Source organism: Dyadobacter sp. SG02, from assembly GCF_900109045.1.
GTDB lineage: Bacteria > Bacteroidota > Bacteroidia > Cytophagales > Spirosomataceae > Dyadobacter.
Genome location: NZ_FNYL01000007.1, coordinates 146,394 through 170,306 on the forward strand (window position 1 = coordinate 146,394; position 23,913 = coordinate 170,306).

Annotated in this window: 19 protein-coding genes; 12 read left to right on the forward strand and 7 right to left on the reverse strand. The window is 50.8% G+C overall.

Features of this window, described 5'->3' with window-relative positions; translation table 11 throughout:
* The first annotated feature begins 6 nt into the window (after nucleotides 1-6).
* The 4 genes from BMW93_RS17955 (at nucleotide 7) to BMW93_RS17970 (ending at nucleotide 6,381) form a co-directional block, all read left to right on the forward strand.
* Nucleotides 7-3,339, forward strand: a complete 3,333-nt coding sequence (locus tag BMW93_RS17955; protein ID WP_090379237.1) for a TonB-dependent receptor — start codon at nucleotides 7-9, stop codon at nucleotides 3,337-3,339.
* 12 nt (nucleotides 3,340-3,351) lie between these two features.
* Complete coding sequence (locus tag BMW93_RS17960) at nucleotides 3,352-4,893, forward strand: RagB/SusD family nutrient uptake outer membrane protein (RefSeq protein WP_090379241.1); 1,542 nt, start codon at nucleotides 3,352-3,354, stop codon at nucleotides 4,891-4,893.
* Nucleotides 4,894-4,971: 78 nt separating this feature from the next.
* Nucleotides 4,972-5,565 carry a Crp/Fnr family transcriptional regulator gene (locus BMW93_RS17965; RefSeq protein WP_218147707.1) on the forward strand — a complete coding sequence of 198 codons (594 nt, stop codon included), beginning with the start codon at nucleotides 4,972-4,974 and terminating at the stop codon, nucleotides 5,563-5,565.
* Between the two features lie 75 nt (nucleotides 5,566-5,640).
* A complete protein-coding gene (locus tag BMW93_RS17970) occupies nucleotides 5,641-6,381 on the forward strand; it encodes an SDR family oxidoreductase (RefSeq protein WP_090379247.1) in 741 nt (246 codons plus the stop codon).
* A gap of 16 nt (nucleotides 6,382-6,397) precedes the next feature.
* On the opposite strand, the gene BMW93_RS17975 is transcribed toward BMW93_RS17970, so the two are convergent.
* The gene (locus tag BMW93_RS17975) at nucleotides 6,398-7,150 is read right to left on the reverse strand and encodes a DeoR/GlpR family DNA-binding transcription regulator (RefSeq protein WP_090379250.1); all 753 of its coding nucleotides are present in this window, start codon (nucleotides 7,148-7,150) and stop codon (nucleotides 6,398-6,400) included.
* 144 nt (nucleotides 7,151-7,294) lie between these two features.
* On the opposite strand from BMW93_RS17975, the gene BMW93_RS17980 reads away from it, so the two are divergent.
* Nucleotides 7,295-7,660, forward strand: a complete 366-nt coding sequence (locus BMW93_RS17980; protein WP_090379253.1) for a DUF4406 domain-containing protein — start codon at nucleotides 7,295-7,297, stop codon at nucleotides 7,658-7,660.
* On the opposite strand, the gene BMW93_RS17985 is transcribed toward BMW93_RS17980, so the two are convergent.
* Nucleotides 7,661-9,025 (reverse strand): sensor histidine kinase KdpD, encoded by a 1,365-nt coding sequence (locus BMW93_RS17985; RefSeq protein ID WP_090379255.1) that lies wholly within the window; start codon nucleotides 9,023-9,025, stop codon nucleotides 7,661-7,663.
* A gap of 90 nt (nucleotides 9,026-9,115) precedes the next feature.
* Nucleotides 9,116-11,533, reverse strand: coding sequence for an outer membrane beta-barrel family protein (locus BMW93_RS17990; protein WP_090379258.1), 2,418 nt, complete (start codon nucleotides 11,531-11,533; stop codon nucleotides 9,116-9,118).
* 118 nt (nucleotides 11,534-11,651) lie between these two features.
* Between BMW93_RS17990 and BMW93_RS17995 the strand changes: the two genes are divergently transcribed.
* Nucleotides 11,652-15,392 (forward strand): hybrid sensor histidine kinase/response regulator, encoded by a 3,741-nt coding sequence (locus tag BMW93_RS17995; protein WP_090379261.1) that lies wholly within the window; start codon nucleotides 11,652-11,654, stop codon nucleotides 15,390-15,392.
* Nucleotides 15,393-15,677: 285 nt separating this feature from the next.
* On the opposite strand, the gene ytxJ is transcribed toward BMW93_RS17995, so the two are convergent.
* Entirely contained in the window at nucleotides 15,678-16,010 is a 333-nt protein-coding gene (gene ytxJ, locus BMW93_RS18000) for a bacillithiol system redox-active protein YtxJ (RefSeq protein WP_090379264.1), read from the reverse strand.
* 355 nt (nucleotides 16,011-16,365) lie between these two features.
* Here ytxJ and BMW93_RS18005 point away from each other — a divergent pair, with 355 nt between their 5' ends.
* The gene (locus BMW93_RS18005) at nucleotides 16,366-16,710 is read left to right on the forward strand and encodes a helix-turn-helix transcriptional regulator (RefSeq protein ID WP_090379855.1); all 345 of its coding nucleotides are present in this window, start codon (nucleotides 16,366-16,368) and stop codon (nucleotides 16,708-16,710) included.
* On the opposite strand, the gene BMW93_RS18010 is transcribed toward BMW93_RS18005, so the two are convergent.
* The 3 genes from BMW93_RS18010 to BMW93_RS18020 all read right to left on the reverse strand — a co-directional run bounded on the left by BMW93_RS18010 (nucleotide 16,682) and on the right by BMW93_RS18020 (nucleotide 20,433).
* Nucleotides 16,682-17,608 (reverse strand): S1C family serine protease, encoded by a 927-nt coding sequence (locus BMW93_RS18010; protein WP_229240561.1) that lies wholly within the window; start codon nucleotides 17,606-17,608, stop codon nucleotides 16,682-16,684. The two genes, BMW93_RS18005 and BMW93_RS18010, sit on opposite strands and share 29 nt — an antisense overlap.
* A 157-nt stretch (nucleotides 17,609-17,765) precedes the next feature.
* Nucleotides 17,766-18,398, reverse strand: a complete 633-nt coding sequence (locus BMW93_RS18015) for an SMI1/KNR4 family protein (protein WP_090379270.1) — start codon at nucleotides 18,396-18,398, stop codon at nucleotides 17,766-17,768.
* 37 nt (nucleotides 18,399-18,435) lie between these two features.
* Nucleotides 18,436-20,433 (reverse strand): T9SS type A sorting domain-containing protein, encoded by a 1,998-nt coding sequence (locus BMW93_RS18020; protein ID WP_090379273.1) that lies wholly within the window; start codon nucleotides 20,431-20,433, stop codon nucleotides 18,436-18,438.
* 238 nt (nucleotides 20,434-20,671) lie between these two features.
* Between BMW93_RS18020 and BMW93_RS18025 the strand changes: the two genes are divergently transcribed.
* The 5 genes from BMW93_RS18025 (at nucleotide 20,672) to BMW93_RS18045 (ending at nucleotide 23,886) form a co-directional block, all read left to right on the forward strand.
* Entirely contained in the window at nucleotides 20,672-21,058 is a 387-nt protein-coding gene (locus BMW93_RS18025; RefSeq protein WP_090379276.1) for a DUF2958 domain-containing protein, read from the forward strand.
* A 105-nt stretch (nucleotides 21,059-21,163) separates the two neighbouring features.
* Nucleotides 21,164-22,102: a ring-cleaving dioxygenase gene (locus BMW93_RS18030; protein WP_090379279.1), complete on the forward strand. Its 939-nt coding sequence runs from the start codon at nucleotides 21,164-21,166 to the stop codon at nucleotides 22,100-22,102.
* Nucleotides 22,103-22,185: 83 nt separating this feature from the next.
* Complete coding sequence (locus BMW93_RS18035; RefSeq protein ID WP_090379283.1) at nucleotides 22,186-22,809, forward strand: alpha/beta hydrolase; 624 nt, start codon at nucleotides 22,186-22,188, stop codon at nucleotides 22,807-22,809.
* Between the two features lie 2 nt (nucleotides 22,810-22,811).
* Nucleotides 22,812-23,528 (forward strand): pirin family protein, encoded by a 717-nt coding sequence (locus BMW93_RS18040; protein WP_090379287.1) that lies wholly within the window; start codon nucleotides 22,812-22,814, stop codon nucleotides 23,526-23,528.
* Nucleotides 23,529-23,580: 52 nt separating this feature from the next.
* A complete protein-coding gene (locus BMW93_RS18045; RefSeq protein ID WP_090379290.1) occupies nucleotides 23,581-23,886 on the forward strand; it encodes a response regulator receiver protein in 306 nt (101 codons plus the stop codon).
* Nucleotides 23,887-23,913: the final 27 nt, after the last annotated feature.

A 23,913-nucleotide genomic window follows, 5' to 3' on the forward strand; every position in this document is an offset into this window, starting at 1 on the left:
ACTATTATGAAGAAACTGATACTGCCAATTGTTCCGTTGGTTATGACAGGTATCCTGGTTTTCAGTCCGGGCAGGCATGCAGTGGCTTCCGGTAAAGGCCGGATGATGTTGGAGAGGCCGACCCGCGCACAGACCGTGACGGGTAAAGTGGTGGATGAGACCGGTCAGCCGTTGCTGGGTGTGACGGTTTTGGAAAAAGGTACCAACAAAGGCACGGTAACCGATGCCGCTGGTACTTTCTCGCTCGAAGCGGGCTCCGGCGCTACGCTGGTGTTTTCGTTCGTAGGTTTCATCGCGCAGGAGGTGGTGGTTTCGGGTAATGCGCCGCTGGCCGTTACTTTGAAAGAGAATGCGATGATGCTGAATGAATTTGTTGCGGTAGGGTATTCAACGATGCGCAAAAGCGACCTTACCGGTGCGATTTCCAGTGTAAAAGCAAAAGAACTGAACCTCAGCACCCCGACTGTCGGACAGGCGCTGGTAGGTAAAGTGGCCGGTGTGCAGATCTCGCAGGTGAGCGGCGCGCCTTACGTGGGTACGAAGATCCGCGTGCGTGGTGTAGGCTCGGTGAATGCGAGCTCCGACCCATTGTACGTGATCGACGGTTACCCGGCTGGTAATGACATCTTCATTAACCCGAATGATATCGAATCGATCGACATCCTGAAAGATGCGGCTTCTGCGGCCATTTACGGTTCGCGTGCGGCCGGCGGGGTGGTGCTGATCACGACCAAAAGAGGTAAGGAAGGCAAGGGCCGACTGGAATATGATTACCAGTTTGGTATAAACCAGTTGAGCAAAAAGGTCGATCTTCTGAACTCTTCGGAATTCGGGCAGCTGGTGATCGATGGCCGCAATGCGAGCTACCGCGACCTGATGGTGAATGCGGGCAAGACATGGAGCGACGGCATGTATTCCGACGACAATGCAACCCGTATCAAAAACGTGGGTAATGCAGGTTCGGTGAGCATTCCGACCGACTTGTACGACTTCGCGAACCAGAAATTGATCACCCCCAAATACAATACCGACTGGCAGAACGAACTTTACCGCAATGCGCCGGTGCACCGTCATAACATCTCGTTTTCAGGTGGAAAGAACGGCCTGCGCTACGCGATCAGCGGCGGGCAGCTCAATCAGCAAGGCATTATGCTCGGTACCGGACAGAACCGGACCAATTTCCGGACGAACCTGGATGCGGAAATCAATAAAAAACTCAAAGTAGGCGCGAACCTCTCATTTACTTACAATACCAATCGCGAGGTGCAGGAAGGTCGTTTCGACAAAGGCCCAATCCTCGGTGCATTGATCTACATGCCGATTTTCAAGGCTTATAATGAAGACGGCAGTCTAGCGAAAAACGAGGCGGCGGCATTGAGCTCGGCTTACGGTTACCAGTCTATCGAAAACCCGGTGGCATTGGCGACCGAAACGCATATCAACCGCAGGGGCCAACGCGGTACTTACAATGGTTTCGCAACCTATGAAATCCTTCCTGACCTTAATTTCAAGGTTAACATCGGTTTGCAGACCTATAACGAGAAATACGAATTCTATTCTCCAACCAGCCTGAGTAGCGGAGCGAACCCTCCGGGATCACCGCAAGCCATTGCTGCGGCGAACGCGCTGTCGCAGATGACGACACAAATGGACAAGCTGGCCGAGTTTACATTGAACTACAAAAAACAACTTGGCAAGCATAGCATTGATGGTCTGGTAGGTTATACGGCGCAGGAAAACAACCGTGACATCGTTTCGGTAACGGCTCGCGGGTTTTCTAACGACCGTATCGAGGAAATTACCGGTAAAGGCGCGGATGCAACCTTTTTTGGGTTGAATACCGGAGCCGACCAGACAGGCAAAGTGAACTGGACGCTGCTTTCCTACCTGGCGCGCGCCGCTTACAACTATGACGGCAAGTACTACCTCACGGCTACTTTCCGTACCGACGGTTCGTCGCGCTTCGGCCCGAACAACCGCTGGGGTAACTTCCCGTCGGTGTCTGCCGGCTGGAATATTTCGAACGAAGAGTTCTACAAAAATTCATTAGGCAACACTTCTACACTTAAACTGCGCGCGAGCTGGGGGTTGAGTGGTAATAACAATATCGGTAATTACAACTTCCTCCAAACGATGGCTGCCCCCGGCGGCGCGGTGTTCGGAAACGGAACGGTGAATACGGCATTGTGGGCAACGGGCATTAAAGACCTGAACCTCGGCTGGGAATCGACTTCACAATACAACTTCGGGGCCGACATGGGTTTGTTTGACGACCGTTTGTCGATCATGGCGAACTACTACATCAGCCGCTCGTTCAACCTGTTGTTCAACCAGCCGCTGTCGGCTATTTCCGGTGCTTCGACGATCCTGACGAACCTTCGCAACTCGAAAGTGCAGAACAAAGGTATCGACCTTCAAGTGGATGCCCGCGTGATTTCGACCAAGGATTTTGACCTGAATGTGGCCGGTAATATCTCCGTGAACCGCAACAAAGTACTCGATATGGGTGGTGCGAGCACGATCATTACCAACGGTGCCGAGCGCTCGTATCTGACGCACATTACGCAGGAAGGCCAGCCGATCGGTATGTTCTATGGTTTTAAAGTGAAAGGAATGGTGCGCGAAAAGGATATGGAGAATATCGCGGCTGATAATGCGGCTTTCAACTCGTCGACGCAGTCGTTCCCGGCTGGTTATGAGCTGAAAGGCCCTGCACGTTCGACGGCTTCCACCAATCCGCTTCGCCCGGGCGACCTGTATTTCGAAGACGTGAACAATGATGGTGTCGTGAACGATGCCGATAAGCGTGTGATCGGATCGCCGCATGCGAAATTTACTTATGGTTTCGCGATTACGGCCAGCTACAAAAGCTTCGATTTCAGCTCCTCATTCAATGGTACTTATGGCAACAAAGTGCTCGACGGCCAGGATTACTACCTCTATAATATGGAAGGATCGGGTAACCAATATGCCAAAGTGGCTAACCGCTACCGTTCGGAATCGCAGCCGGGCGACGGGCACGTGTACCGCGCGTCACGCGGGGGAACGCAGAGCAACAGCACGCGTTTGTCGACCTTTTATTTGCAGGACGGCTCATTCCTGAGATGTACCAACCTGACATTGGGCTACAACATGAACAGCATCGGCAGCCTGACCAACAATGCCATCAGCGCATTGCGTGTGTACGTGGGCGTGGATAATGCTTTCACTTTGACCAAATACCTGGGCTACAACCCGGAGGTGGATTACAACAACGGGGCTAACCTGACACCGGGCGTTGACTATGGTAAATATCCACTCGTGCGCGCCTACAACATCGGTGCCCGTATTACATTTTAAGCAGCAGAAGAGATGATCAAGCGTAAATACATTTTCAATACATTATTTTCCGCATTCGGACTGGTAGCGCTCGCGGGTTGCTCCAACGACTTCCTCGACCAGGATAACCCGAATGCAGTTTCGGCCCCTACTTTTTACCGTACGCCCGAGGACGTGGCTTTGGCTGTGAACGGTATCTATAACTCGCTCCGCGATGGTAATGGCATCGGCGAGAACAGCGGGTTGTTCAGCGAGGAGCGTTCGGACAATACGGGTCGTAACGATAACCAGTCGAATGCGGGCGAGCCGTTCCAGTTCAACGACTTTTCGTTGCTGCCGAGTAATACCTACCTGAAATCGCACTGGCTGGTACTATTCCAGATGGTAACACGGTGCAACCAAGTGCTGGCGGGTATCGAGCGTGTGACTTTTACAGACAATAACCTGAAAGAGCAGTACAAAGGAGAGGCGAAATTCATCCGCGCATTGACCTACTTCCACCTCGTGCGCAAATGGGGCGATGTGCCTTTGGTAACCAGGGAATTACTCAGTACCGACGAGGTAACCGCGGCAACTTTCCGCGAGAAACAGGATGTGGTGTACAACCAGATCGCGCAGGACCTGAAAGACGCGGTAGCTTCAACGCTGCCCGACAAACAGACTGCCAATACGAAAGGTAAGGTCACCAAAGCTGCCGCCAATGCATTGCTGGGCCAGGTGTACCTGACTATGGCGACCACATTGGATGCCGCCAATCGCACCGCAAACCTGAACGAGGCCAAGAAATACCTGATGGCTTCGTATAACCTGCGCGCATTCGGCGAGTTGAAGGAAGTGCCTTATGCCGATGTATTCGATGTGGCTAAAAAGTCGACGAATGCGGAGATTATCTTCCAGGTGGTGAACAAGCAGGGGGATATCAACTTCTCGTCTTCGATTGCCCGGAACAACCAGGCGAAAGGCGAGACGATCAACTCGTTGTTCGCATCGTCGGGCTCGGGCGGTAATGTTACGCCTGACCTTGTGCAGGATTATGAGGAAGGTGATACGAGAAAGGAATTCTCGATCAAATACGCCAACGATCCGATCGTGAAGGATTATTTTATCACCAAATACCGCGATGCCAGCTCGGCAGCGACGACTAACGGCTATGGCGGTAACGACTGGATACTGATCCGCTACGCCGACGTGCTCCTGATGCTTGCCGAAGTGAATATGCAACTCGGCGACGAACCGGCTGCTATCACATTCCTCGACCAGGTACGCGAGCGTGCGGGCCTGCCGAAATATGCCGTTGCGAAGGCCAATGCAGATTATGCAACCAAATACCCGACATTAAAACTCGCCATCCTGCACGAGCGCCGCGTGGAGCTTGCATTCGAAAATCATCGCTGGTTCGACCTGCTGCGTTTCTTCACGACCGACGAGCTCGTGGCCTATTTCAAAACCAAAAAGCAGGAGAATTACGGTATCGCGAAGCTCAGCAACTTTGGAAAGAAAGACCGTTACTATCCGATTCCGTTTGACGAAACCAAACTGAACCCGGAGAAGATGTACCAGAACGAAGGTTACTAACACCTGGACCGGACTATTGCAAATGCCCTGCGCCTTCAAAAGCGCAGGGTTTTTTGTTTTGCAGGATATTATATTTGAATGGATATTCTAAAAAGCCTCATGCCGCAGCGACTGATTTCGATCCTCCAACTCACCAAAGCGATTCCGCCCGCCGATCAGGAAATGATCCTGAATGCATTTACCATGCGGCAGTTCCGGGAAGGCGATGTGCTGTTCAAAGGCGGGAAGATTTGTCAGGAAATGTTTTTCGTGTTGAATGGCGTGCTGCGTATTATGGTAACGAATGAGAAGGGCAACGAGGTAACGCATTACTTTTTGAAGGAAAACCAGTTTTGCACGATTCTGAACAGTTTCAACAACCATGTGACGGCGCATGAAAGCATTTGCGCGGCTTGCCATGTGCAGGTTTTAAGTATTACCAAAGCCGACCTGTGGGCGCTCTACACGCGCGTGCCTTATCTGAAAGCGATGATCGACACGATTACGAACCAGACATTGCTCGAAAAAATCCAGATCCGCAACGCCTATCTCGGCCAGGACTCGGCTACGCGGTACCAGCAATTCCTGTCGCGGCAGGCGGACATCGCCACGCGCGTACCGCTTTCCGACGTTGCCTCTTACCTCGGCATTACGCCGCAATCGCTCAGCCGCATCCGGAAAAACCTGCGCTGAATCCGTTTTTACCATTTGTTAAGTGCTTTGGCAGCTTTGTGGCGGAGATTTGTATTGTTAAAACATTCAATACAAATGGAAACTTCAAATTCAGATTTCTCTCTAAAAGGTAAAAAAGTTGTGATCCTGGGTGGTAGCTCGGGGCTGGGCCTCGCTACGGCCAGGGCGGCAGCGGCGGAAGGCGCGAACGTAATCGTCGTATCGAGCAATGCGGCGCGGCTGCAAAATGCCGTGGCGGAATTGCCCGGTAACGGTTTCGGAATGCAGGCCGATCTTTCCGATGAGGCGTCGATAAAGCGGCTTTTCGAGGAAATAGGCACGCTCGATCATCTTGTTTTCACAGCCGGAGAAAGCCTTTTGTTAAGTAAAATTGTCGATACGGAAGTCGCTACGGCCCGTGCGTTTTTCAATCTCCGTTATTGGGGTGCATTCATGGCGGTTAAATATGCGGCGCCGCGAATCAATGCGGGAGGTTCTATCGTGCTCACGGGCGGGATCGTGAGTGCGCGGCCGAGTGCGGGCTGGTCCATAGGAGCGAGCATTTGCGCGGCGATGGATGGTTTTACACGGGCTATGGCTGTTGAACTCGCGTCGGTGCGCGTCAATCTCGTGTCGCCGGGCGTCATCCGTACCAATTTGTGGTCTACGATGGCGGAGGCGGAGCGTGATGCATTCTATGATCAGGTAGCGGGGGCATTGCCTGTGGGGCAGGTGGGAGAGGCCTCGCAAGTTGCCCAGACTTACATTTACCTCATGAAACAACCTTTCGCCACCGGGCAAATCCTTGTCACGGACGGCGGCGCGGTACTCGTGTAAGCAACCCGATCTTGCATTAACCTGCGATCTCCACATTCAGCCCGCTTTGCTGCAATGCCGCGGTTTTTGCGGTATCGGCATCGGTAATGAGGGTGTGAATGGCCGAAAGCTCCGCGAATTTTACATAACTGTCCCGGCCGATTTTGGAAGCATCGCATAGCAACATTACCTGGCCGGCATTGCGGATAAACGCCGTAGTAATGCTCGATTCGTGCTCGCTGTGCGCGGTAAGGCCGTTTTCTGCCGACAAGCCATCCACGCCGATGAATGCCTTGTGCGCGTGGTAGCCATTGATATGCTGCACCGCCTTGTCGCCGTGAACGGCCTTCCGCGCCTTGTTCAGCTCCCCGCCGATGAGGTTGATCTGGATCGAAGGAACGTCTATGAGTTCAGCTAAAATGGGCAAAGAATTGGTAATGACGCGGATGCTTTTCTTTTTCAGGTAACGGCACATTTGAAATACCGTGCTTCCACAATCGAGGAAGATAATGTCGCCGTCCTGCACATATGAAGCCGCTTTTTCCGCAATCTGCTCTTTGACGGGGCTATTCACACCCGATTTCTCCGAAAACCCGGTCAGCGCCGGGTTTTCCATTTTCATGGCGCCCCCGTGCGTGCGCACAAGCAATCCTTCTTCCGCAATATCGCCCAGGTCGCGGCGGATCGTCGCCGGTGAGGCTTCCAGTATTTCGGCCAGTTCGAACACGGTGAGACTTTCGGCGTCGTCGAGCGCCGTGAGAATTTTTTTCTTACGTTCTTGAAAGTTCATGGTATTTAATTACTTTTGATCAAAAATAATCAATATTGATTAAAATTAGTCAATTTATTAGCCTTGAAATGGCTGAATGCTCGCCAAAAGTAGCATATCTGATCATTTTTAGTTAAAATCATTTCAATTTAATCACAATTAGCCATGAATGGATTAATGATCCTTGTTGCCGGTCCTTACCGGTCGGGTACGAACGACGACCCTGTTCTGATGCGTAAAAACCTCGATTACCTCGAATCGGTGACCTTGCAGCTCTTTCGTGCCGGGCATTTGCCCGTGATCGGGGAGTGGGTGGCGCTGCCGTTGCTCAAACTGGCGGGTTCCAAAGCACCGGGCGATGCGCCTTATGAAGAGATTTTATACCCGGTAGCAGCACGCCTTTTGCAGAAATGCGACGCGATCCTCAGGTTGGAAGGGGAATCGAAAGGGGCGGACGAAGACGTAAGGATCGGACGCGAGCGCGGGTTGCAGATTTACTTCAACCTGGCCGACGTGCCCGGTTGTGCGTAATCAGAGCAAATTGGGCTGCCTTACCGTGGCTTTATCGAACATCGGCACCGAAATGTAGAAGCTGGTACCTGCTCCGGGTGTACTTTCGACCCAAATCTTGCCGTTCTGGGCTTTGATGAACTCCATGCAGAGCATCAGGCCCAGACCAACGCCCTTCTCGTTATTGGTACCGAATGTCGATTCTACGTTCAGCGAGAAAATCGATTGCTGTTTCTCCCAGGACATGCCAATGCCGTCGTCCTGCACGGAAATCAGGCAATTGTTGCCCTGCGCTTCGGCTTTTACCATAATATGCCCGCCCATACCGGTGAACTTGATTGCATTACCCACGATATTACGCAGGATGAGCTGCATCATGTCGCTGTCGGCGTAAATGCCGGCTGACGGGTCGAAATAATAGTCTATGCTGATGTTTTTGCGGGCGGCGGTGTTGCGTTCCAGGTTCAATGTCGGCTCGAAAAGCGTTTGCACATTCAGGTATTCCCTGTTCGCCGAAACGCCGTGCAGCTGCGATTTCGACCAGTCCAGCAGCTTCGAGAGCATGGCCATCGTGTTTTTGGTCGAATTTAGGAGATCGTTTTCGATATCGAGCTTCTGCTCTTGGTCGAGCTCGTGCTGGGTAAGCAGTTCGAGAAAATTCTGGATGCTGGCCAGTGGGGAGCGTAGGTCGTGCGCGACAATGGACATCAGCTTGTTTTTCTCCGCATTCAGCTTTTCGAGCTCTTCATTCTGTTTGACGATCTGAAAATTTTGCAGCTCGATGGCCTTAGATTTTTCGAGCGCGGAAAGCTTCTCGCTTTCATAACTGCCTCTGATATAGTGAATGCAGAAATAGGTAATCGCCGCCACCACCGTGTAGGCCGACATGTGGTCCACAAACCGGTTCGATCGTGTAGTATACGTATCCGGTACCAGGTGGGGATAGTAGAATTCAACAAGGTTGAGAACGATCAGAACCGTGACGTTGATCGGTATCCAAAGCTTGTACTGCTCCGCCGGGCTGATGGCAATGCTGAGCAGCAGGAAAAGCAGGAAAAACAGGTCGGTAGGCCCGCGGAGGCCCGAGTTCAGAAAATAGTTGACGATAAACAGCGTGAGCCCAACGATATTGGCCAGTAGAATACTGGTACCGGCCATATTTTTAAAGCGGGACATATAATACAGTCCCACGGTGATCAATAGCACGATAAGACTGGCCAATGCTATGTTGGGCAGTCCTATCGCGTAATTGAACGGCACGTTATAAAGCAGTGCGAAGATCGATATCAGGCATACCGAGTGGAATATCCGTGCATTCAGCGGGAAGACTGAGGGGTCACCGGATAAATTGATCCATTTTCGATAGATTGAATCTTTGAAAGGCAAGATGTGCAGGGTTTCGTTCCTGCAAATATAACGTACGCATTTTCATTAAATACAAGTAGAATTAATATTAATTGACCTGTGGAGATTTATTTAGCCCTTGATGCGGTTCAACTCATCTTCCGATCCCGCTCTCCGGCTGCGTGCCGCCTTGATCTCCTTACTGCCAAAGCGGTAGCTGAAATTAACACGTAGCATCTGCCCCTCGAAACGGAACCGCAAACGCGTTTCAATGCCCGCATAGGCCGAAGTGTAACCGCCTCGCGCGGTATGGAACACATCGCTGAATGTGGCTTTCAGACTCGCATTATCTTTCCAGAACTTCTTCTGGACGCCAATGTCAACCATGCCCATTTGCCAGTTGTAGTCGATGCGGCGGTAGGGTGAATTGTACCAGCCCGAGAGCTCGATCGTCCAGCTGTTTTTGAGCTTGAAGGTATTCTGGCCGTTCAGGTTGAATGCCGTCGTCCGGTTGTTAACGACCACGCCGTTATCCAGCGCGGCTTTCCAGAGGTTATGGTATCCGCTGATATTGAAATTCAGCTCCCACCATTTCGTGATCGGTGTGGTAAGGCTCACATCGAGGCTGATACCTTGCGAGTAATCGAGGTTTTCGGTGATGAAATACGTGCGGCTGCTATCGTACGGAATGCGCAGGCCCACAACCGGGAATTTCGTGCGCCGGTACCCGAGCGAGGTCGTAAGTATGCCCTTGTACACGTGCGAGAGTTTGAAACTGTTGGCATATTCGGGTTTCAGGAAAGGGTTTCCTTTGGAATACACCAGCTCATCGACGCGGTATTCGAACGGGTTGAGGTTCTGATAGCTCGGGCGATTGATGCGGCGGCTGTAATTCAGGTTCCAGGTGTGGTTTTTCGAAGCCCGGAACGAAATGGCCCCGCTGGGGAAGAAGTTCAGGTAGGTAGTATCGACTTTGTTGAGATCATTATGCTTGTAGCTCGTCAGGTCGCCCAGTGATTTGGTGCGCTCGGCACGCAGCCCCGCTTGCAGGTCCCATTTTTTACCCAGCGAAATGTTGTAGTTCACGTACGCCGCATACACGCGTTCGAGGTATTTGAAGCGGTTGCTGCGGTTGGTATCGATGACCTCTACGTTTTGTAATACATTATAAAAATTGAATGTATTATCTGATTTAACGTCCGAAAGCTTCACGCCATAGCCGAGCTTGCCTTTTTTGAAAGGCTGTTCATAGTCGATCTTGAACGATTTAATGGTAATATCCACCGGCGTTTTGGAAACGTAATTCCGCTCGATGGGCTCGTCGCTGCCCGTCTGGAAATGGTATTTGTTGGGTTGATAACTGATCCCGCGCGAAGAGAACCGGCCGTAATCGGCGTCGATATTCAGTTCGTGGCCGGTGGTGTCGGCATAGCGGTAGTTGGCATTCAGGTTCAGGTTTTTGTTTTTTTCCGGGTTCGAGGTCCGCGACGACAAGATGAGCGAGTCGGCAGTCAGATTGTTGCGTTTGCTGATGAAAGTCTCGCTCTCTCCGCCGCCATTATGGTTGCTGATACGGCCATTGGCACTGAAACCGAGGGTGTTTTTGGCATTAATAAAATAATCCGCCCCGATTTTGGCACTGTGCGTGGTATCGCGCCAGATTCCGTGCCATACCTTGTTGTAGGCCACATTGTTGAGGATCTGGTCGTCGTAAGTTGTATTATGCCATGCGCCCTGGTTGAAACCATAGTTACCAAAGACATTGAGCTTCTTGTCGCGGTGGTTCAGGTTCAGCGAGGCGTTGTATTTCGGGGTTATGCCAAACATCCCGCCGAGGCTGATGTTACCGTTGGTACCCAGCCTGGCATTTTTTTTCAAACGGATATTGATGATGCCGAGATCGCCCGCCGCGTCGAACTTGGCGGAAGGGTTGGTGATGATCTCGATGGCCTCGATATCGGCCGAGTTCATACTTTTTAATGTGGATGCAAGGTCTTTTCCGGCCAGAGGCGAGGGGCGGCCGTCAATATAAATGCGGACACCGGTTTTGCCGCGCACTAGGATGTTCTCGTCCCGGTCGACCTGCACGCCCGGCGAGCGTTGCAACAGATCGAGGGCATTGGAGCCGGTGGCATTGATGCTCGCTTCCACGTTAAATACCATCCGGTCGTTCTTGACCTCAATGAGTGGTTTGATGCCGGTTACCTTCACCTCGTTGAGCTGTTTTGCTTCGGGTTGCATTGAAATCGCAGGCAGTTTCACATCCTGGCCGGCCACGTCGAACACAGCCGAATGGTACATTTGCTGACCTACGGCGGAGATGCGTAGAAAATACTTCCCGTCGGGAATACCGGCGAGTTTGAATGTGCCCTGCTCGTCGGCGACGTCGGCTTTTACCAGGGTGGAATCTTTGGAATGATTGAGGGAAACCGCGGCGAACCCGACCGTCTCGTTTTGTTGGTTTTTGACAAGGCCGCTTACTGTGAAAGTCTGGGCGAAGCCGGCGAAAGAGAGTGCATGAATTAGCAGGGTGAGTAGTGTTTTTTTCATAAATGGCTAATATTCGTATAGCGCAAAGAGTAAGAATTGGCCCGCATGTTGCATTAGGTCATAATTTTTCTACATTTAAACCGATAATTGACGTTTCTATCAGATCTGATGAAGTGCCATGAAGGCCATCTTTCGAAGGGTTGTACTGCTTTATATCCTATGCTTTCAATATGTTCTCGCACAGGAATTTGCGCCGAGGTTCAGGCGGCTCACCACGGATCACGGGCTGTCGCAAAGCCATGTGAGCGCGATCCTGAAAGGTCGACGGGGCTTTATGTGGTTCGCCACGGAGGACGGTCTCAACCGCTACGACGGTTATAAATACACCCATTACAAGCACGATCCGGCCAACCCGGCCTCCATTCACGACAGCTTCGTGTTGTCGCTCCTGGAAGACGAGCTCGGAAAGTTATGGGTAGGCACCTCCACCGGCCTGGACCGGTACAACCGGGAAACGGATAGTTTCACGCATTACCCGCATCCGCGCCGCAGCCTGGCGATTAATACCATTTTCAGGGACAGCCATAACCGGCTCTGGCTCGGCACCGATCAGGGGCTTTATCTGTTCGATCGCAGCCGGGGTACTTACCAGCTTTACAGGTACGCGGGCACGGAAGCGGGCACGGGAAGCCGGTTTGTGACGAGTATTACGGAAGGAAAAGGGTATGTGCTTTGGGTTGGAACGGAAAAAGGACTGTTTAAACTGGATGTGGAATCGGGTATTCTTTCGGCTTACGAGCCACGCATCCTGAAATCGGGCTGGATCAAGGCGTTGTATTATGACCGGAGTGATAATCTTTGGGTAGGCACGCATGGTGGGGGTGTTTACAAGCTCGATCCGGCGGAAAATATCGTCAGGCGCTTCACACACAATCCGAAAGATCCGTGGAGCCTGGCGCACAACGACATTCTTTCGATGGCGGAGGATGGCACGGGAAAGCTTTGGATAGGGACCGAAAACGGGGGCATTAGCATCCACGACCCGCTCACCGACCGGTTTACCTCCATACGCAACAATCCGGATAACCGCTATTCGCTCAGCAATAATTCGATTTACGCGATTTACCAGGACAATGCAGAGAATATGTGGATCGGTACTTATGCCGGCGGGGTGTCTTTTTTACCGAAGTTCGGCCCGAAATTCGATTCCTACCGACAGCAAGTCAGCAATCCGAACAGTCTGAGCAACAATACCGTACTGGCTATTTGCGGCGACAGCACCGGGGACGATATCTGGATCGGTACCGATGGGGGCGGGCTCAACCGATTTAACCGTAAAACAAAAAACTTCACCTTTTACCGGCACCGCGAGGGCGATCCCCGCTCGATTTCCAATGATTACCTGCTTTCGGTGATCTGGGTGGCCAGGGATGTGCTCGGTCTGGGTTTTCACAATGGCGGGTTTGATTTCTTCCATGTAAAAACCGGCTTGGTAGAGCATCATCTTTCGGAAGAAGGCAACCCCAACAGCCTTTCGATTTCGGATGTCAACAATATGACACGCGACCGCGACGGCAATCTATGGATCGGTACCTGGAAGGGCGGACTTGATTTTTACAATGTCAAAACGAAGGAGTATATCCATTACCGGCACAATACGGCCGATCCCGCGAGCATCAGCGGGGATATCGTTACCACTATTTTTCAGGACAAAAAAGGGAATATCTGGGTAGGGACATTCAACGGTCTTGATCTGCTTTTGCCCAACCGCCGCGGTTTCAAACATTTCCGCAACAAAGCGAACGACCCGTCGAGTATTTCCCATAACAAAGTACAATCGATCCTGGAAGCTGAAAACGGTGACCTGTGGATCGGAACGGTTGGGGGAGGACTTTGCTATTTCGATCAGAAAAAGCAGGCATTCAGGTCGTTCAGCGAAAAGGACGGACTCGCCAGTAATGTGGTTTTCGGTATCCAGAAAGACAGAAAGAACAATCTCTGGCTGAGCACGAACGAAGGTATTTCCAAATTTAACCCTCTGACCAAAAGCTTCCGGAATTACGGTATTTCCGACGGCCTTCCCGGCAACGAGTTTCGCGATAATTCACGGTTTCAGACAGCCGACGGGCAAATGTATTTCGGAGGGATCAACGGGTTCATCAGTTTTTACCCCGACAGCATCCGGTACAACGACTTTGTCCCGCCTGTTTACATTACGGATTTTCAAATATTTAACCGGCAGGTAGTCACGGGCGGTAGTGACCAAATTCTCAAACAGCAGATCAGCGAGGTCAAAACCATTACCATCCCGCACGACCAGTCGGTGATAACCTTCGAATTCGCGGCATTGAGTTACACGGTTCCCGAGAAAAACCAGTATGCCTATATGCTGGAAGGCTTCGACAATAACTGGAATTACGCCGGCAACAAACGCACCGCTACCTACACAAACCTCGACCCCGGCACTTACACATTTAGAGTAAAAGGCTCCAATAATGATGGTTTATGGAATGAAACCGGTGTCGCCGTAGAGCTGATCATCACGCCGCCTTTCTGGCTGACCTGGTGGTTTCGCTTGTTGACGGTTTTACTGATCGTCGCGCTGATTTTGGCCGTGTACCAGATCCGGACGTACACGATCCGCAAACAGAAGCGGGTTTTGGAACAGCAAATACAGGAGCGGACCAGGCAGCTCGAACGGGCGATCGGCGAGCAACAAATGGCCGTTGAAAAGGCCGAGCTGGCCAACAGGGCTAAGAGCGCGTTTCTGGCGACGATGAGCCATGAGATCAGAACGCCCATGAACGGGGTGATCGGCCTCGCGTCGCTACTGGCCGAAACGGACCTAACCGAAGAGCAACGGAATTTTACCAAATCCATTCAGACCTCCGGCAAGGATTTGCTGAACGTGATCAACGACATTCTCGATGTTTCCAAAATCGAATCGGGGAATATGGAGCTCGAAGAGAAGGAATTTGCATTGAAGGCCTGCATCGGTGAGGTAATGGATCTGATCAGGGCAAAAACCGCTACCCAACCGCTGAAACTTGCGCTGAAAATCGATGATAATGTACCGTCACGCATTGTAGGCGACCGGCTGAGGCTCGGGCAGATTGTGACTAACCTTGTCGGTAATGCGGTAAAATTCACGCCACACGGGGAGGTACGCGTGCATGTGTACGTGATCGCACAGGAGGGCAGGGAGGTCAGGCTCGGCTTCGAGGTGAGTGATACAGGCATTGGTATTGCGGAGGATAAGCTGGAAAAGTTATTCAAGCCTTTTTCGCAGGTCGATTCGTCCACAACGCGGCGATATGGTGGTTCGGGTCTCGGGCTGGTGATTTGCGAAAAGCTGACCGCGCTTATGGGCGGAGGGATCGAGGTCAAAAGTGCGTTGAACCAGGGCAGTACCTTCCGGTTCTGGATCACCGCGAAAGTCGCCCCGGACGTGCGGGAACCGGAAGCAACAGATCAGGGAAAAGACAGTTCGGAAAGAAAACTCCACGTCGATTTCGCCGACCGCTACCCGATGAGCATACTCGTCGCTGAGGATAACAAAGTGAACCAGATCGTGATCATGAACACGCTGAACAAGCTTGGCTACCGCGCCAACCTCGCGCAAAACGGCCTGGAAGTGCTCGATCGGGTGCAGAAAGCCGATTACGACGTCATCCTGATGGACATGCAAATGCCCCAAATGGACGGGCTGGAAGCCACAAGGCGGATCAAGGCGCATAAAAATATCTCTCACCCATTCATTATCGCCATGACCGCCAATGCATTGCAGCAGGACAAAGACAAATGTTTCGAAGCCGGAATGGACGATTATCTCAGCAAACCTGTGATTCTGGACGACCTGGTGGTCGTGCTTCAAAAATGGGCCGCCCGCCTCGAAACGCGTACCTCCGGTAATGTCTAATGCGCATCTGGCGATTTGAAATGTCGTAAAAACAAGAAGAGCAGCCTGGTAGCTGCTCTTTTGCGTCTGTTTGTGATGAAGTGTTAATAAGCGTTGATTTTTAACTATTCCGGTAAAAATCCATGCCATTTTTTTGGTGGACGGCCAACTAATGCCGCCCGTAATAGCTTCTTGTTTGTTGATGGAACAAATATAATGGAATATTTCCATTAATAAGGAAATATTCCATGAAAATATTTTTAATCCAAACTAAACGGCCTTGTTGCGGACGCTTTTTGTCCTATTTCAATTCAAAGAAGCCAGGGAATCCCGGAGCGAAACATCCTCGTGCGACGCGTCATACACGCATTGCCCACCCTTCACGACCAGTATTTGGGGAGATTCGTGCTCAACACCAAAATTGCTGGCGATAGCCTGTGATTCCCTGCGGTTCTGGATCACGTCTACAATGTATATAGGAATCTCAATGTGCGAAGCTGCATTTACCTCGGATTTAAGCTGCCGATAAGCCATCAAACTTGTCGCGCAACGGGGGCTGTGTTTATAGATAATGGAGTAATCTTCCGATTGATAAATATGATCTACTTCTTGTTCACTGCTAATCGTAATCCAGTTCATAACCTGTCAAAAATTTCGTCAAACTAATTGCAACAGATTACACAACACGCAATGTAGGGATTTTCATTCCATTGCCTTCGAAAAAGTGCCCTGACGCCATTCAATCGTACAAATCTGTTATCCATCTTCCCGTTCCGCGGCGGAAAGAGGCAGTTCAAAACCGATTAATTATTGGTTTGTAGAACTCTGTTACCAAAGCCAAACCTTGTCGTATGAAGAATAAATGAAGGGCGATACATAAACCTATAAGTTTATTTTTTTGGGAATAAATGGTATTTTCGAAGTGATACCGGGGAGCCTTTACTTAATCAAATTTAATGAAGGGTTGGTCTTTTTGAACTTTTATGACTTGAATATGGAAGCATCAGCAGTATATAGAAAATGGAAAGAAAATGTCATTCCGGATACGACTTGGATCAAAGCAGCCGAATGGAGGCAAGAAAATGAATACTGGCTAGATGTATCTTTCGACATCGCATTGAAAGTCGTATGTACGTTGCGTGAAAAAGGCATGACAAAACGAGACCTCGCCGAATTGATGGGCTGCTCCCCGCAATACATCAGCAAAATCCTGAAAGGCTCCGAGAACCTTACATTGCAAACGATCTGTAAAATGGAAAAGGTGCTTCAAATCAAATTGATTGAAACACCTTACAGCCATTTAAGTGCGACTACGCCTTCTTCTCAACCGGAACAATAATGAAGTTGAGCAGCTCCGTGTGCCGGATCACGGAAACGTCGGTCATGCGGAGAATGTCGCGGGTCGTTAATGCTTTGAAAAGCTCATTGGAATTGCGTACCGGCTTGCCGTTGAAAGATACGATAATGTCACCTTCCATCAACTGCGAGCGCGAGGCGGGCGTGTTCGGCTCGATGTGCGTGATGAATATCCCGTCGTGGTTGGGCAGTTTGTGATGCTGACGAACACGCTCATTCAGTGGTACATCCTGCAATTGCAGGCCGAGATATGCCTTGAATACCTTACCATCTCGGATAAGTTGCCGTGCGATTTCCTTGGCGGTATTGATATCTACCGAAAAGCTAAGCCCTTGCGCGCCCTGAATGACGGCCGTGTTTACGCCAATAACTTCGCCGTCGGTATTGATCATCGGGCCGCCTGAGTTGCCCGGGTTCAGCGCCGCGTCCGATTGGATCACATTGTCGACAAAACGTCCCGATTGCGTCTGCAGTGTACGGCCCAGGGCGCTCACGACGCCCGTGGTGACGGTATGCTGGTAACCGTAAGGATTCCCGATGGCGATCACGAACTGGCCGATCTGCAACGCGCCCGAGTCGCCGAGTTTGGCAACGGAATATCCCTGCGCATATATTTTCAGGATCGCGAGGTCGGTGTCCGGGTCTTTGCCTACCAGCGTGGCTTCGATCTCGTTCTCGTTCAGAAGGCTTACCATGATTTTCTCCGCGCCTTCTACCACGTGGCTGTTGGTGAAAATCAGCCCGTCCGAAGAGAATATGAACCCCGAGCCAGACCCTGCCGGCCGTATTTTTCCATTGACTGTTTTGAATATATCGATTTTTACAACGGCATTTTTGATCTGATCAACCGCGCCGATGATCATGCTTGAAAAAGTGTCCATAGCTGCTGGGTATCGTTTTGACAAAATCATTTCAAAAAGCTATCCAGCGGCACATAAATGCCAAAGTGGCGCGCTGCGAATATGCAACACGCCAAAAGGGCATAGAGAAAGTGAAGATGTTCGGAAGTAAGCAGCGTCAGCCCGTCCGAATGCCGGCTTAATTTCCTATTTCCTTCCTTTTTAATTCAATGATAGTGTCCATGGAAGCAACGATTAAATCTTCCAGGCTTTGGGAGGCAGCACTTTCCTTTAACATTGGCCTGATGTATTCGGTCAGGAGGTCTCCGAAATCGTCCTGATGATAAAACACGGAGCCGAATTTACCGTCGCGATCAAAGTACAGGTAGTTTGCTGATTCAAGATTGTCATTAGTTCTGAACCAGCCAAAACAAATGTATGCGCTATTGATTCCGTCCCTCACCTCGGCCGATAGTTTATCAATTTCGTATCGGTCATTTCCCCAGCTATGTTTAATCATGTCCAGCAGTCCCAGGCTCAGGATTTTGTCCCACTTATCGGAAGATTCCAGCGTTTCCGACAAATAGCTAGTCGAGAAAACATCGATACTATTGTTCTCATTCAGGCTATTGCTCTTAATGTTACCCACGGAGTTATAGAAATCCTTTATTTCCAAAGGCAAGGGGCGGCCGGTTTTCGCTTCGAGCAAGGCGATATGAGCAGGATTGCTCTTTTCACCATGCGTGAGCGCGTATAGGGAGGCGTACGGTTCGCGAGCCTTGGAAACCAGACTATTGTATTCGTTTATTTTTGTTAAAATGCTGGTAAACATAGTGTTGTGTTTTTTTAGTTGTTTTTAACTCAGAGGATCATTTCACAATTTTCAGTTCGCGCCCGTCTACGGATATCACGTAAAATCCTTTTGCCAGGTCCGCAATGTCTAAACGAATTGCTTTTTCCGTCGTTTGGGTACGTTTTACCAACTTTCCTGTGCTATCGAAGATTTCAATGCGATTCAATGCGTTGGCAGATTCGACCACGATCAGGTCCGTAGCAGGGTTCGGGAAGACGCGTACCGTCTCATTTCCTTCGACACGCACACTTACGATGCGGGTCATATCGGTCTGGCCATCGGCATCTACTTCTTTCAGGCGGTAGTAATAAATTCCTTTTGGAAGAAATTCTTCATCATAATGATAAAAAGAACTTATGGGTGAGTTTCCGGTCGCATTCACAATTTTAATGGTCTCGAAGTTTCGGGAATCGTTACTCCGCTGAACCTCGAAGTGGGAGGCATTCACCTCGGAAGCGGTTGCCCAGTCGAGCGTAATGCGCCCGTTGCCGCCCATGCGCGCGCTGAACGATTGCCAGGTTACAGGCAGCGGCGTTCCGGAAACATTCAATGCAGGAGAGAATACAGTGTTTCGGTTGGAATCGATGATTTTCAACTTGTACAATCCGGCGCCGACGGTCCATTGCTGGGTGGTATTTTGTACCTGATTGCAATTGCCGCCCGAAAGCCAGTTATACTGCGAGCCGCCGGGTAGCCCGGGGCCTGTAAATGTTATTTGTGAACCGCCCGACGCGTATGCCGCGTCGACAGTCGGCGGTGGAGTGGCTGTGTAAGGGTTCGATTGACTGAGGAAATCGGTTGTGATCTTGTCGGCCCAGAAGCCTGCAAGGTGGATCAACCCGGAGTAGACCTGGCCGTCGGGGGAAGGTGTAACGCCGTCGCCGCGGAAATGGATTTCGTCGTGCCGGTACTCGATGGTGTAATAAGGGTCCGTTTCGGGGCCCTGGAATACGTGCGGGTAAAGGCCGTCGTTGTTGATCAGCTCGTTTTGGGCATTCACGACATTGGCCGAAACACGGGTGGCACCATTGACGGTAAAACGCGAAGCACGCGCGACAACCCATGCGAGGTTAGGTTTGCCGGTGAGGTTGCGGCTGGCGTTGACAACATCCCAAAGCGACGATAAATAATGATTGTAAGTATTGTCGCCGGGTTGTTCGAGAAAGTTATCCGTTTCCCCCTGATGCCATAAAACGGCCCTCACACCCAGCTGGGCAATATAATTGTTCAATGCGAGCCGCAAATGCCCGAATGGCAGGCCCACCGGAAATGTGTATCCGAATGCGCTGGTGGTCACGCCGTTAGGGTCGATGGTTTGTTTCCAGTTCTCGATGCCGGTGCTCGACCAGCCGCCATTGAATATCATTACAGGTACATGCAGCTTTTCATAAATTTTGTCGCCGAAAGAACCCCAGCACCATGCATAGTTACCGAATGGTGCCGTTTTGACATTGGCATCGAGGTGAACGAACTCGGGGCAGGGAAGCTGGACGTCGGGATAGGGCGTAATGGTGGAAGTACCCGGATCGACATTCTGGAAATTGACGCTATTGACCTGGTCGTGAGACGCTCCCGGGCCATTCGGGTTGGAATCACCCCCCGTCGAATTGGATTGCCCGGCTACGACAAATACTTCGCCCACGCCCACGCGCGACAGCGTTGCGACCGACGAAGCGGCACCGTTTAAGACACCCCGCGCCTCCAACTGGTACCAGCCGCCTTTCAAATGTACCGAACCGAAGAACTGGCCCGCAGAAATCTGATCATCGAGGGTGGCCCAGCCGCCTCCTGCCGGAAACGATTCACCCTCGCCCGGTACCCGGGGCGTAAGCCGCACTTCAATCTTTTGATAGGTCTGCGTGATATACCCACCTATGTATACGTCGGCCTCATTAGCATTATTCCGCTGGAAAACGGCCCTTTCGGTTGGAAATGTTACTACAACCTGGGCTAACGTTTTGTGTGAGGTGATAAAAACTAATAATAAAATAAGGAGTGGTAGATTTTTTTTCATACGCTATTTTTTTAGAATGAATGGATAGAGCTGGTTTGTTGATACACGTTTTAAATGCCAAAAACACCCCGTACATTCCTGGTGAGGAGTGCATACGTAATATCCGGGAAGAAGTGAAGGACTTTTCTCTATCGAAAGTTAGGCAAATAAGTGATCCGAAATGCAGCGGTTAACGGCCCCATTTATTTTATGGCATTCCGGAGCTCCTGCACCCGGACAAAACCTCTAAATTTGCCCCATGTCAAAAATGATCCCGCAAAATCTGATCGAAATAATGGTCCACAATGCGCAAGAAGTGCAAAACCAGCTTGCAAAAGACCACGCGCCTGTTGTGAAACTGCATTCCAAATATGGTAAGGCCATATGGCTGCTCTCCGAGCTCGACCCTGTCAACAATATTGCTTTCGGCCTCTGCGACCTCGGACAGGGCAACCCGGAGCTCAGCTACGTCTCGTTATCCGACCTCGCGAGCCTCAAACACGCCCGCCTGAAAGTGCCGATGGTCGAAACCGATCCCGCATTCGAAGGAAAGTATCCGATGAGCACCTACCTGAAAGCGGCGAAGGCGGCTGGCAGGATAGTGGAAGAAGACGCCGTCCTGAGCTTGCTGAGCCCGCTCGAATAATTTTTCAATTTCCGTTTTTCTTGTCCTAGTTCAATGCCTTGCCCCTGCCCGGGAGTATACCTTTGTATCATCAAAAACAAAGAGACATCTTAACTGAACAAGACAATGGAAAATACAATCAACGGCATCCACCACATTACCGCAATCGCTGGCGACGCCAAAACCAACTACGATTTTTATACAAGGGTATTAGGCCTGAGAATGGTGAAAAAAACCGTCAATTTTGACGATCCTAATACCTACCATTTTTACTACGGTGACGAAAACGGTACGCCTGGTTCGATCCTGACATTCTTCCCATGGGGTAACCAGATCCCCGCCGGACGCAGAGGAACCCGCCAGGCCACCGAGATCGGGTATTCGGTGCCGGAAGGTAGTCTGGATTTCTGGTTGAAAAGATTGGAAGCCAACAAAATCACCTATAACAAACCTGCCGAGAAATTCGGGGAGCAATACCTGACTTTCCTTGATCCCGATGGTTTGAAATTTGAACTGACCGTCCCTAAAATCACGGATAACCGCATTCCATGGACAACTCCCGAAGTGACAGCGGAATATGCGACACGTGGTTTTCATAATGTGACGATCACATCGAACAATATCGAAGAGACTGCCAAAGTATTGACCGACATTTTCGGTTACCGCCTCGCCGAGCAGCATGTGAACCGGTTCCGCTTTGTGACCGACGCCGTTGAGAATGCGAACATCGTCGATCTGGTGGAAGCTCCCGGTGAAAGAGCGGGCCATGTTGCCAAAGGCTCGGTTCACCACATCGCATTCCGCGTTGCGAACGATGATATTTTAATGGAGTTCCGCAAAAAAGTACTGGACGCCGGTTTGCAGATCACCGATAAAATCGACAGAAACTACTTCTATTCGCTCTATTTCCGTGAACCAGGAGGCGTATTGTTCGAAATCGCAAGTGATAACCCAGGCTTCGCAACCGACGAAACGGTGGAACAATTGGGTTCAGGTTTAATGCTGCCCGCTCAATACGAACCTCGCAGAGAACAGATTGTGAAAGTGTTGCCGGTACTTAATTAATGATCGAATGACTGAATGATTGAATGACTGAATAGCAGTATTCGGTCATTCAGTCATTCAATCATTCAAAATTAAAATCCATTATGCATACCCATAGCAAACAATTCATTACAAGCGGATTACCCATTCAGCAGGCCAAAAAGGCGATTGTTATGTTGCATGGCCGGGGTGGGACTGCCGCTGATATTATTTCGCTCCAAAGGGTTTTGAATCTGGCCGATTTTGCGATTTACGCGCCGCAGGCCACCAATAACAGCTGGTATCCATATAGTTTTATGGCCCCGGTTGCCCAAAATCAACCTTCGCTGGACTCGGCGCTCGCGTTGGTCGGCGACGTGGTGGCCGAAATAGAAGCAGGCGGGATACCCGCCGACCAGATCTATTTCGCCGGTTTCTCGCAGGGCGCTTGTCTGACCCTGGAATATACTTCGCGTAATGCACGGAGATATGGCGGTATCATTGCTTTTACAGGAGGTCTGGTAGGCAAGGAGTTAGCGATCGACAATTATGACGGAGATTTCAGACAGACACCTGTCTTTATTTCAACCGGTAACCCTGATCCACACGTGCCCGTGTCGCGCGTGCAGGAGAGCGTAACGATCCTGGAAGATATGAACGCGGTGGTCAACCAGGTGGTTTATCCCGGTCGTCCGCACACGATTTCAGGAGAAGAGATCCAATTGGTGAACAACACGATTTTGAAATAATCATGAAAAATTCCGTACTGCATCCGGCAGCGTCGCGCTTCTATGCCGACCATGGATGGCTCCAAAGTGCACAGACTTTCAGTTTTCACGGAAATTACGATCCTCAACGCATCCAGTTCGGTGCGTTGAGGGTGTTGAACGATGATACAGTGAATGGAGGCAAAGGTTTCGGGCGGCACCCGCACGACAATATGGAGATTATTTCGATCCCATTGGAAGGTACGCTCGAACACCAGGATAGCCTGGGCAATGTGGCCCTGATCCGCCGTGGAGAAATTCAGGTAATGAGCGCCGGTACAGGTGTTTACCATACCGAATTTAACAAGGATCCGGAGGAGCCGGTGACGTTTCTCCAAATATGGTTGTATCCCAATAAACTGAATGTGCAGCCCCGCTACGACCAGATGGACTACATCTCCGGCGACCGGCACAACCGTTTTCAGCAAATCCTTTCTCCCGATCCCGACGATGAGGGTGTCTGGATTAACCAGGATGCGTGGTTCCATCTGGCTGAGCTCGATAAGGGGTTTGAAATCGGTTATCAGCTCAAAAAAGAAGGAAATGGGGTGTATGTGTTTGTTATCGACGGGAAACTGGAAGTGGACGCCCAGGAACTTTCGACCCGTGACGGTTACGGCTTCTGGCCGGAATCGGCGGCGCGAATAAAGGCGTTGGAGAAAAGCTCGCTGCTCGTCATCGAGGTTCCTGAAAAATGGTAGAATATTAACCTGCCGGTGATAGGTAGCGATCGCCGGCATAACGATTGGTAACATGTCGCAAATCAATATCCTGGCAGTGGCCAACCATCCCGAAATCCTGGAAACGATAATCCGGTTGATCAACCAGAATGAACAATGGCACGGTCTTCCGGCCGGATCGTTGGAAGAAGCGGAAGAAGTGCTTCGCTTAAATTCGATCGATTTAGTACTTTTGGGCGTCGGTGTCGATGAGGAAACGGGCGAGCATATCACGTCGCTATGCCGGTCCATCGACCCGCGGATCGTCTGTTTGCGCCATTTCGGAGGGGGCAGCGGGCTTCTATATTCCGAGATCCGGCACGCATTGGCTGGTGGCTAAGTGCCGGTAGCTAACCCATTCAAAAGA

Bases quoted from the DNA above. Each gene is read 5' to 3' on its own strand.
- BMW93_RS17955 (WP_090379237.1), top strand. From the start codon at position 7: ATGAAGAAACTGATACTGCCAATTGTTCCGTTGGTTATGACAGGTATC.
- BMW93_RS17960 (WP_090379241.1), top strand. From the start codon at position 3,352: ATGATCAAGCGTAAATACATTTTCAATACATTATTTTCCGCATTCGGA.
- BMW93_RS17965 (WP_218147707.1), top strand. From the start codon at position 4,972: ATGGATATTCTAAAAAGCCTCATGCCGCAGCGACTGATTTCGATCCTC.
- BMW93_RS17970 (WP_090379247.1), top strand. From the start codon at position 5,641: ATGGAAACTTCAAATTCAGATTTCTCTCTAAAAGGTAAAAAAGTTGTG.
- BMW93_RS17975 (WP_090379250.1), bottom strand. From the start codon at position 7,150: ATGAACTTTCAAGAACGTAAGAAAAAAATTCTCACGGCGCTCGACGAC.
- BMW93_RS17980 (WP_090379253.1), top strand. From the start codon at position 7,295: ATGAATGGATTAATGATCCTTGTTGCCGGTCCTTACCGGTCGGGTACG.
- BMW93_RS17990 (WP_090379258.1), bottom strand. From the start codon at position 11,533: ATGAAAAAAACACTACTCACCCTGCTAATTCATGCACTCTCTTTCGCC.
- BMW93_RS17995 (WP_090379261.1), top strand. From the start codon at position 11,652: ATGAAGGCCATCTTTCGAAGGGTTGTACTGCTTTATATCCTATGCTTT.
- ytxJ (WP_090379264.1), bottom strand. From the start codon at position 16,010: ATGAACTGGATTACGATTAGCAGTGAACAAGAAGTAGATCATATTTAT.
- BMW93_RS18005 (WP_090379855.1), top strand. From the start codon at position 16,366: ATGGAAGCATCAGCAGTATATAGAAAATGGAAAGAAAATGTCATTCCG.
- BMW93_RS18010 (WP_229240561.1), bottom strand. From the start codon at position 17,608: ATGGACACTTTTTCAAGCATGATCATCGGCGCGGTTGATCAGATCAAA.
- BMW93_RS18015 (WP_090379270.1), bottom strand. From the start codon at position 18,398: ATGTTTACCAGCATTTTAACAAAAATAAACGAATACAATAGTCTGGTT.
- BMW93_RS18020 (WP_090379273.1), bottom strand. From the start codon at position 20,433: ATGAAAAAAAATCTACCACTCCTTATTTTATTATTAGTTTTTATCACC.
- BMW93_RS18025 (WP_090379276.1), top strand. From the start codon at position 20,672: ATGTCAAAAATGATCCCGCAAAATCTGATCGAAATAATGGTCCACAAT.
- BMW93_RS18030 (WP_090379279.1), top strand. From the start codon at position 21,164: ATGGAAAATACAATCAACGGCATCCACCACATTACCGCAATCGCTGGC.
- BMW93_RS18035 (WP_090379283.1), top strand. From the start codon at position 22,186: ATGCATACCCATAGCAAACAATTCATTACAAGCGGATTACCCATTCAG.
- BMW93_RS18040 (WP_090379287.1), top strand. From the start codon at position 22,812: ATGAAAAATTCCGTACTGCATCCGGCAGCGTCGCGCTTCTATGCCGAC.
- BMW93_RS18045 (WP_090379290.1), top strand. From the start codon at position 23,581: ATGTCGCAAATCAATATCCTGGCAGTGGCCAACCATCCCGAAATCCTG.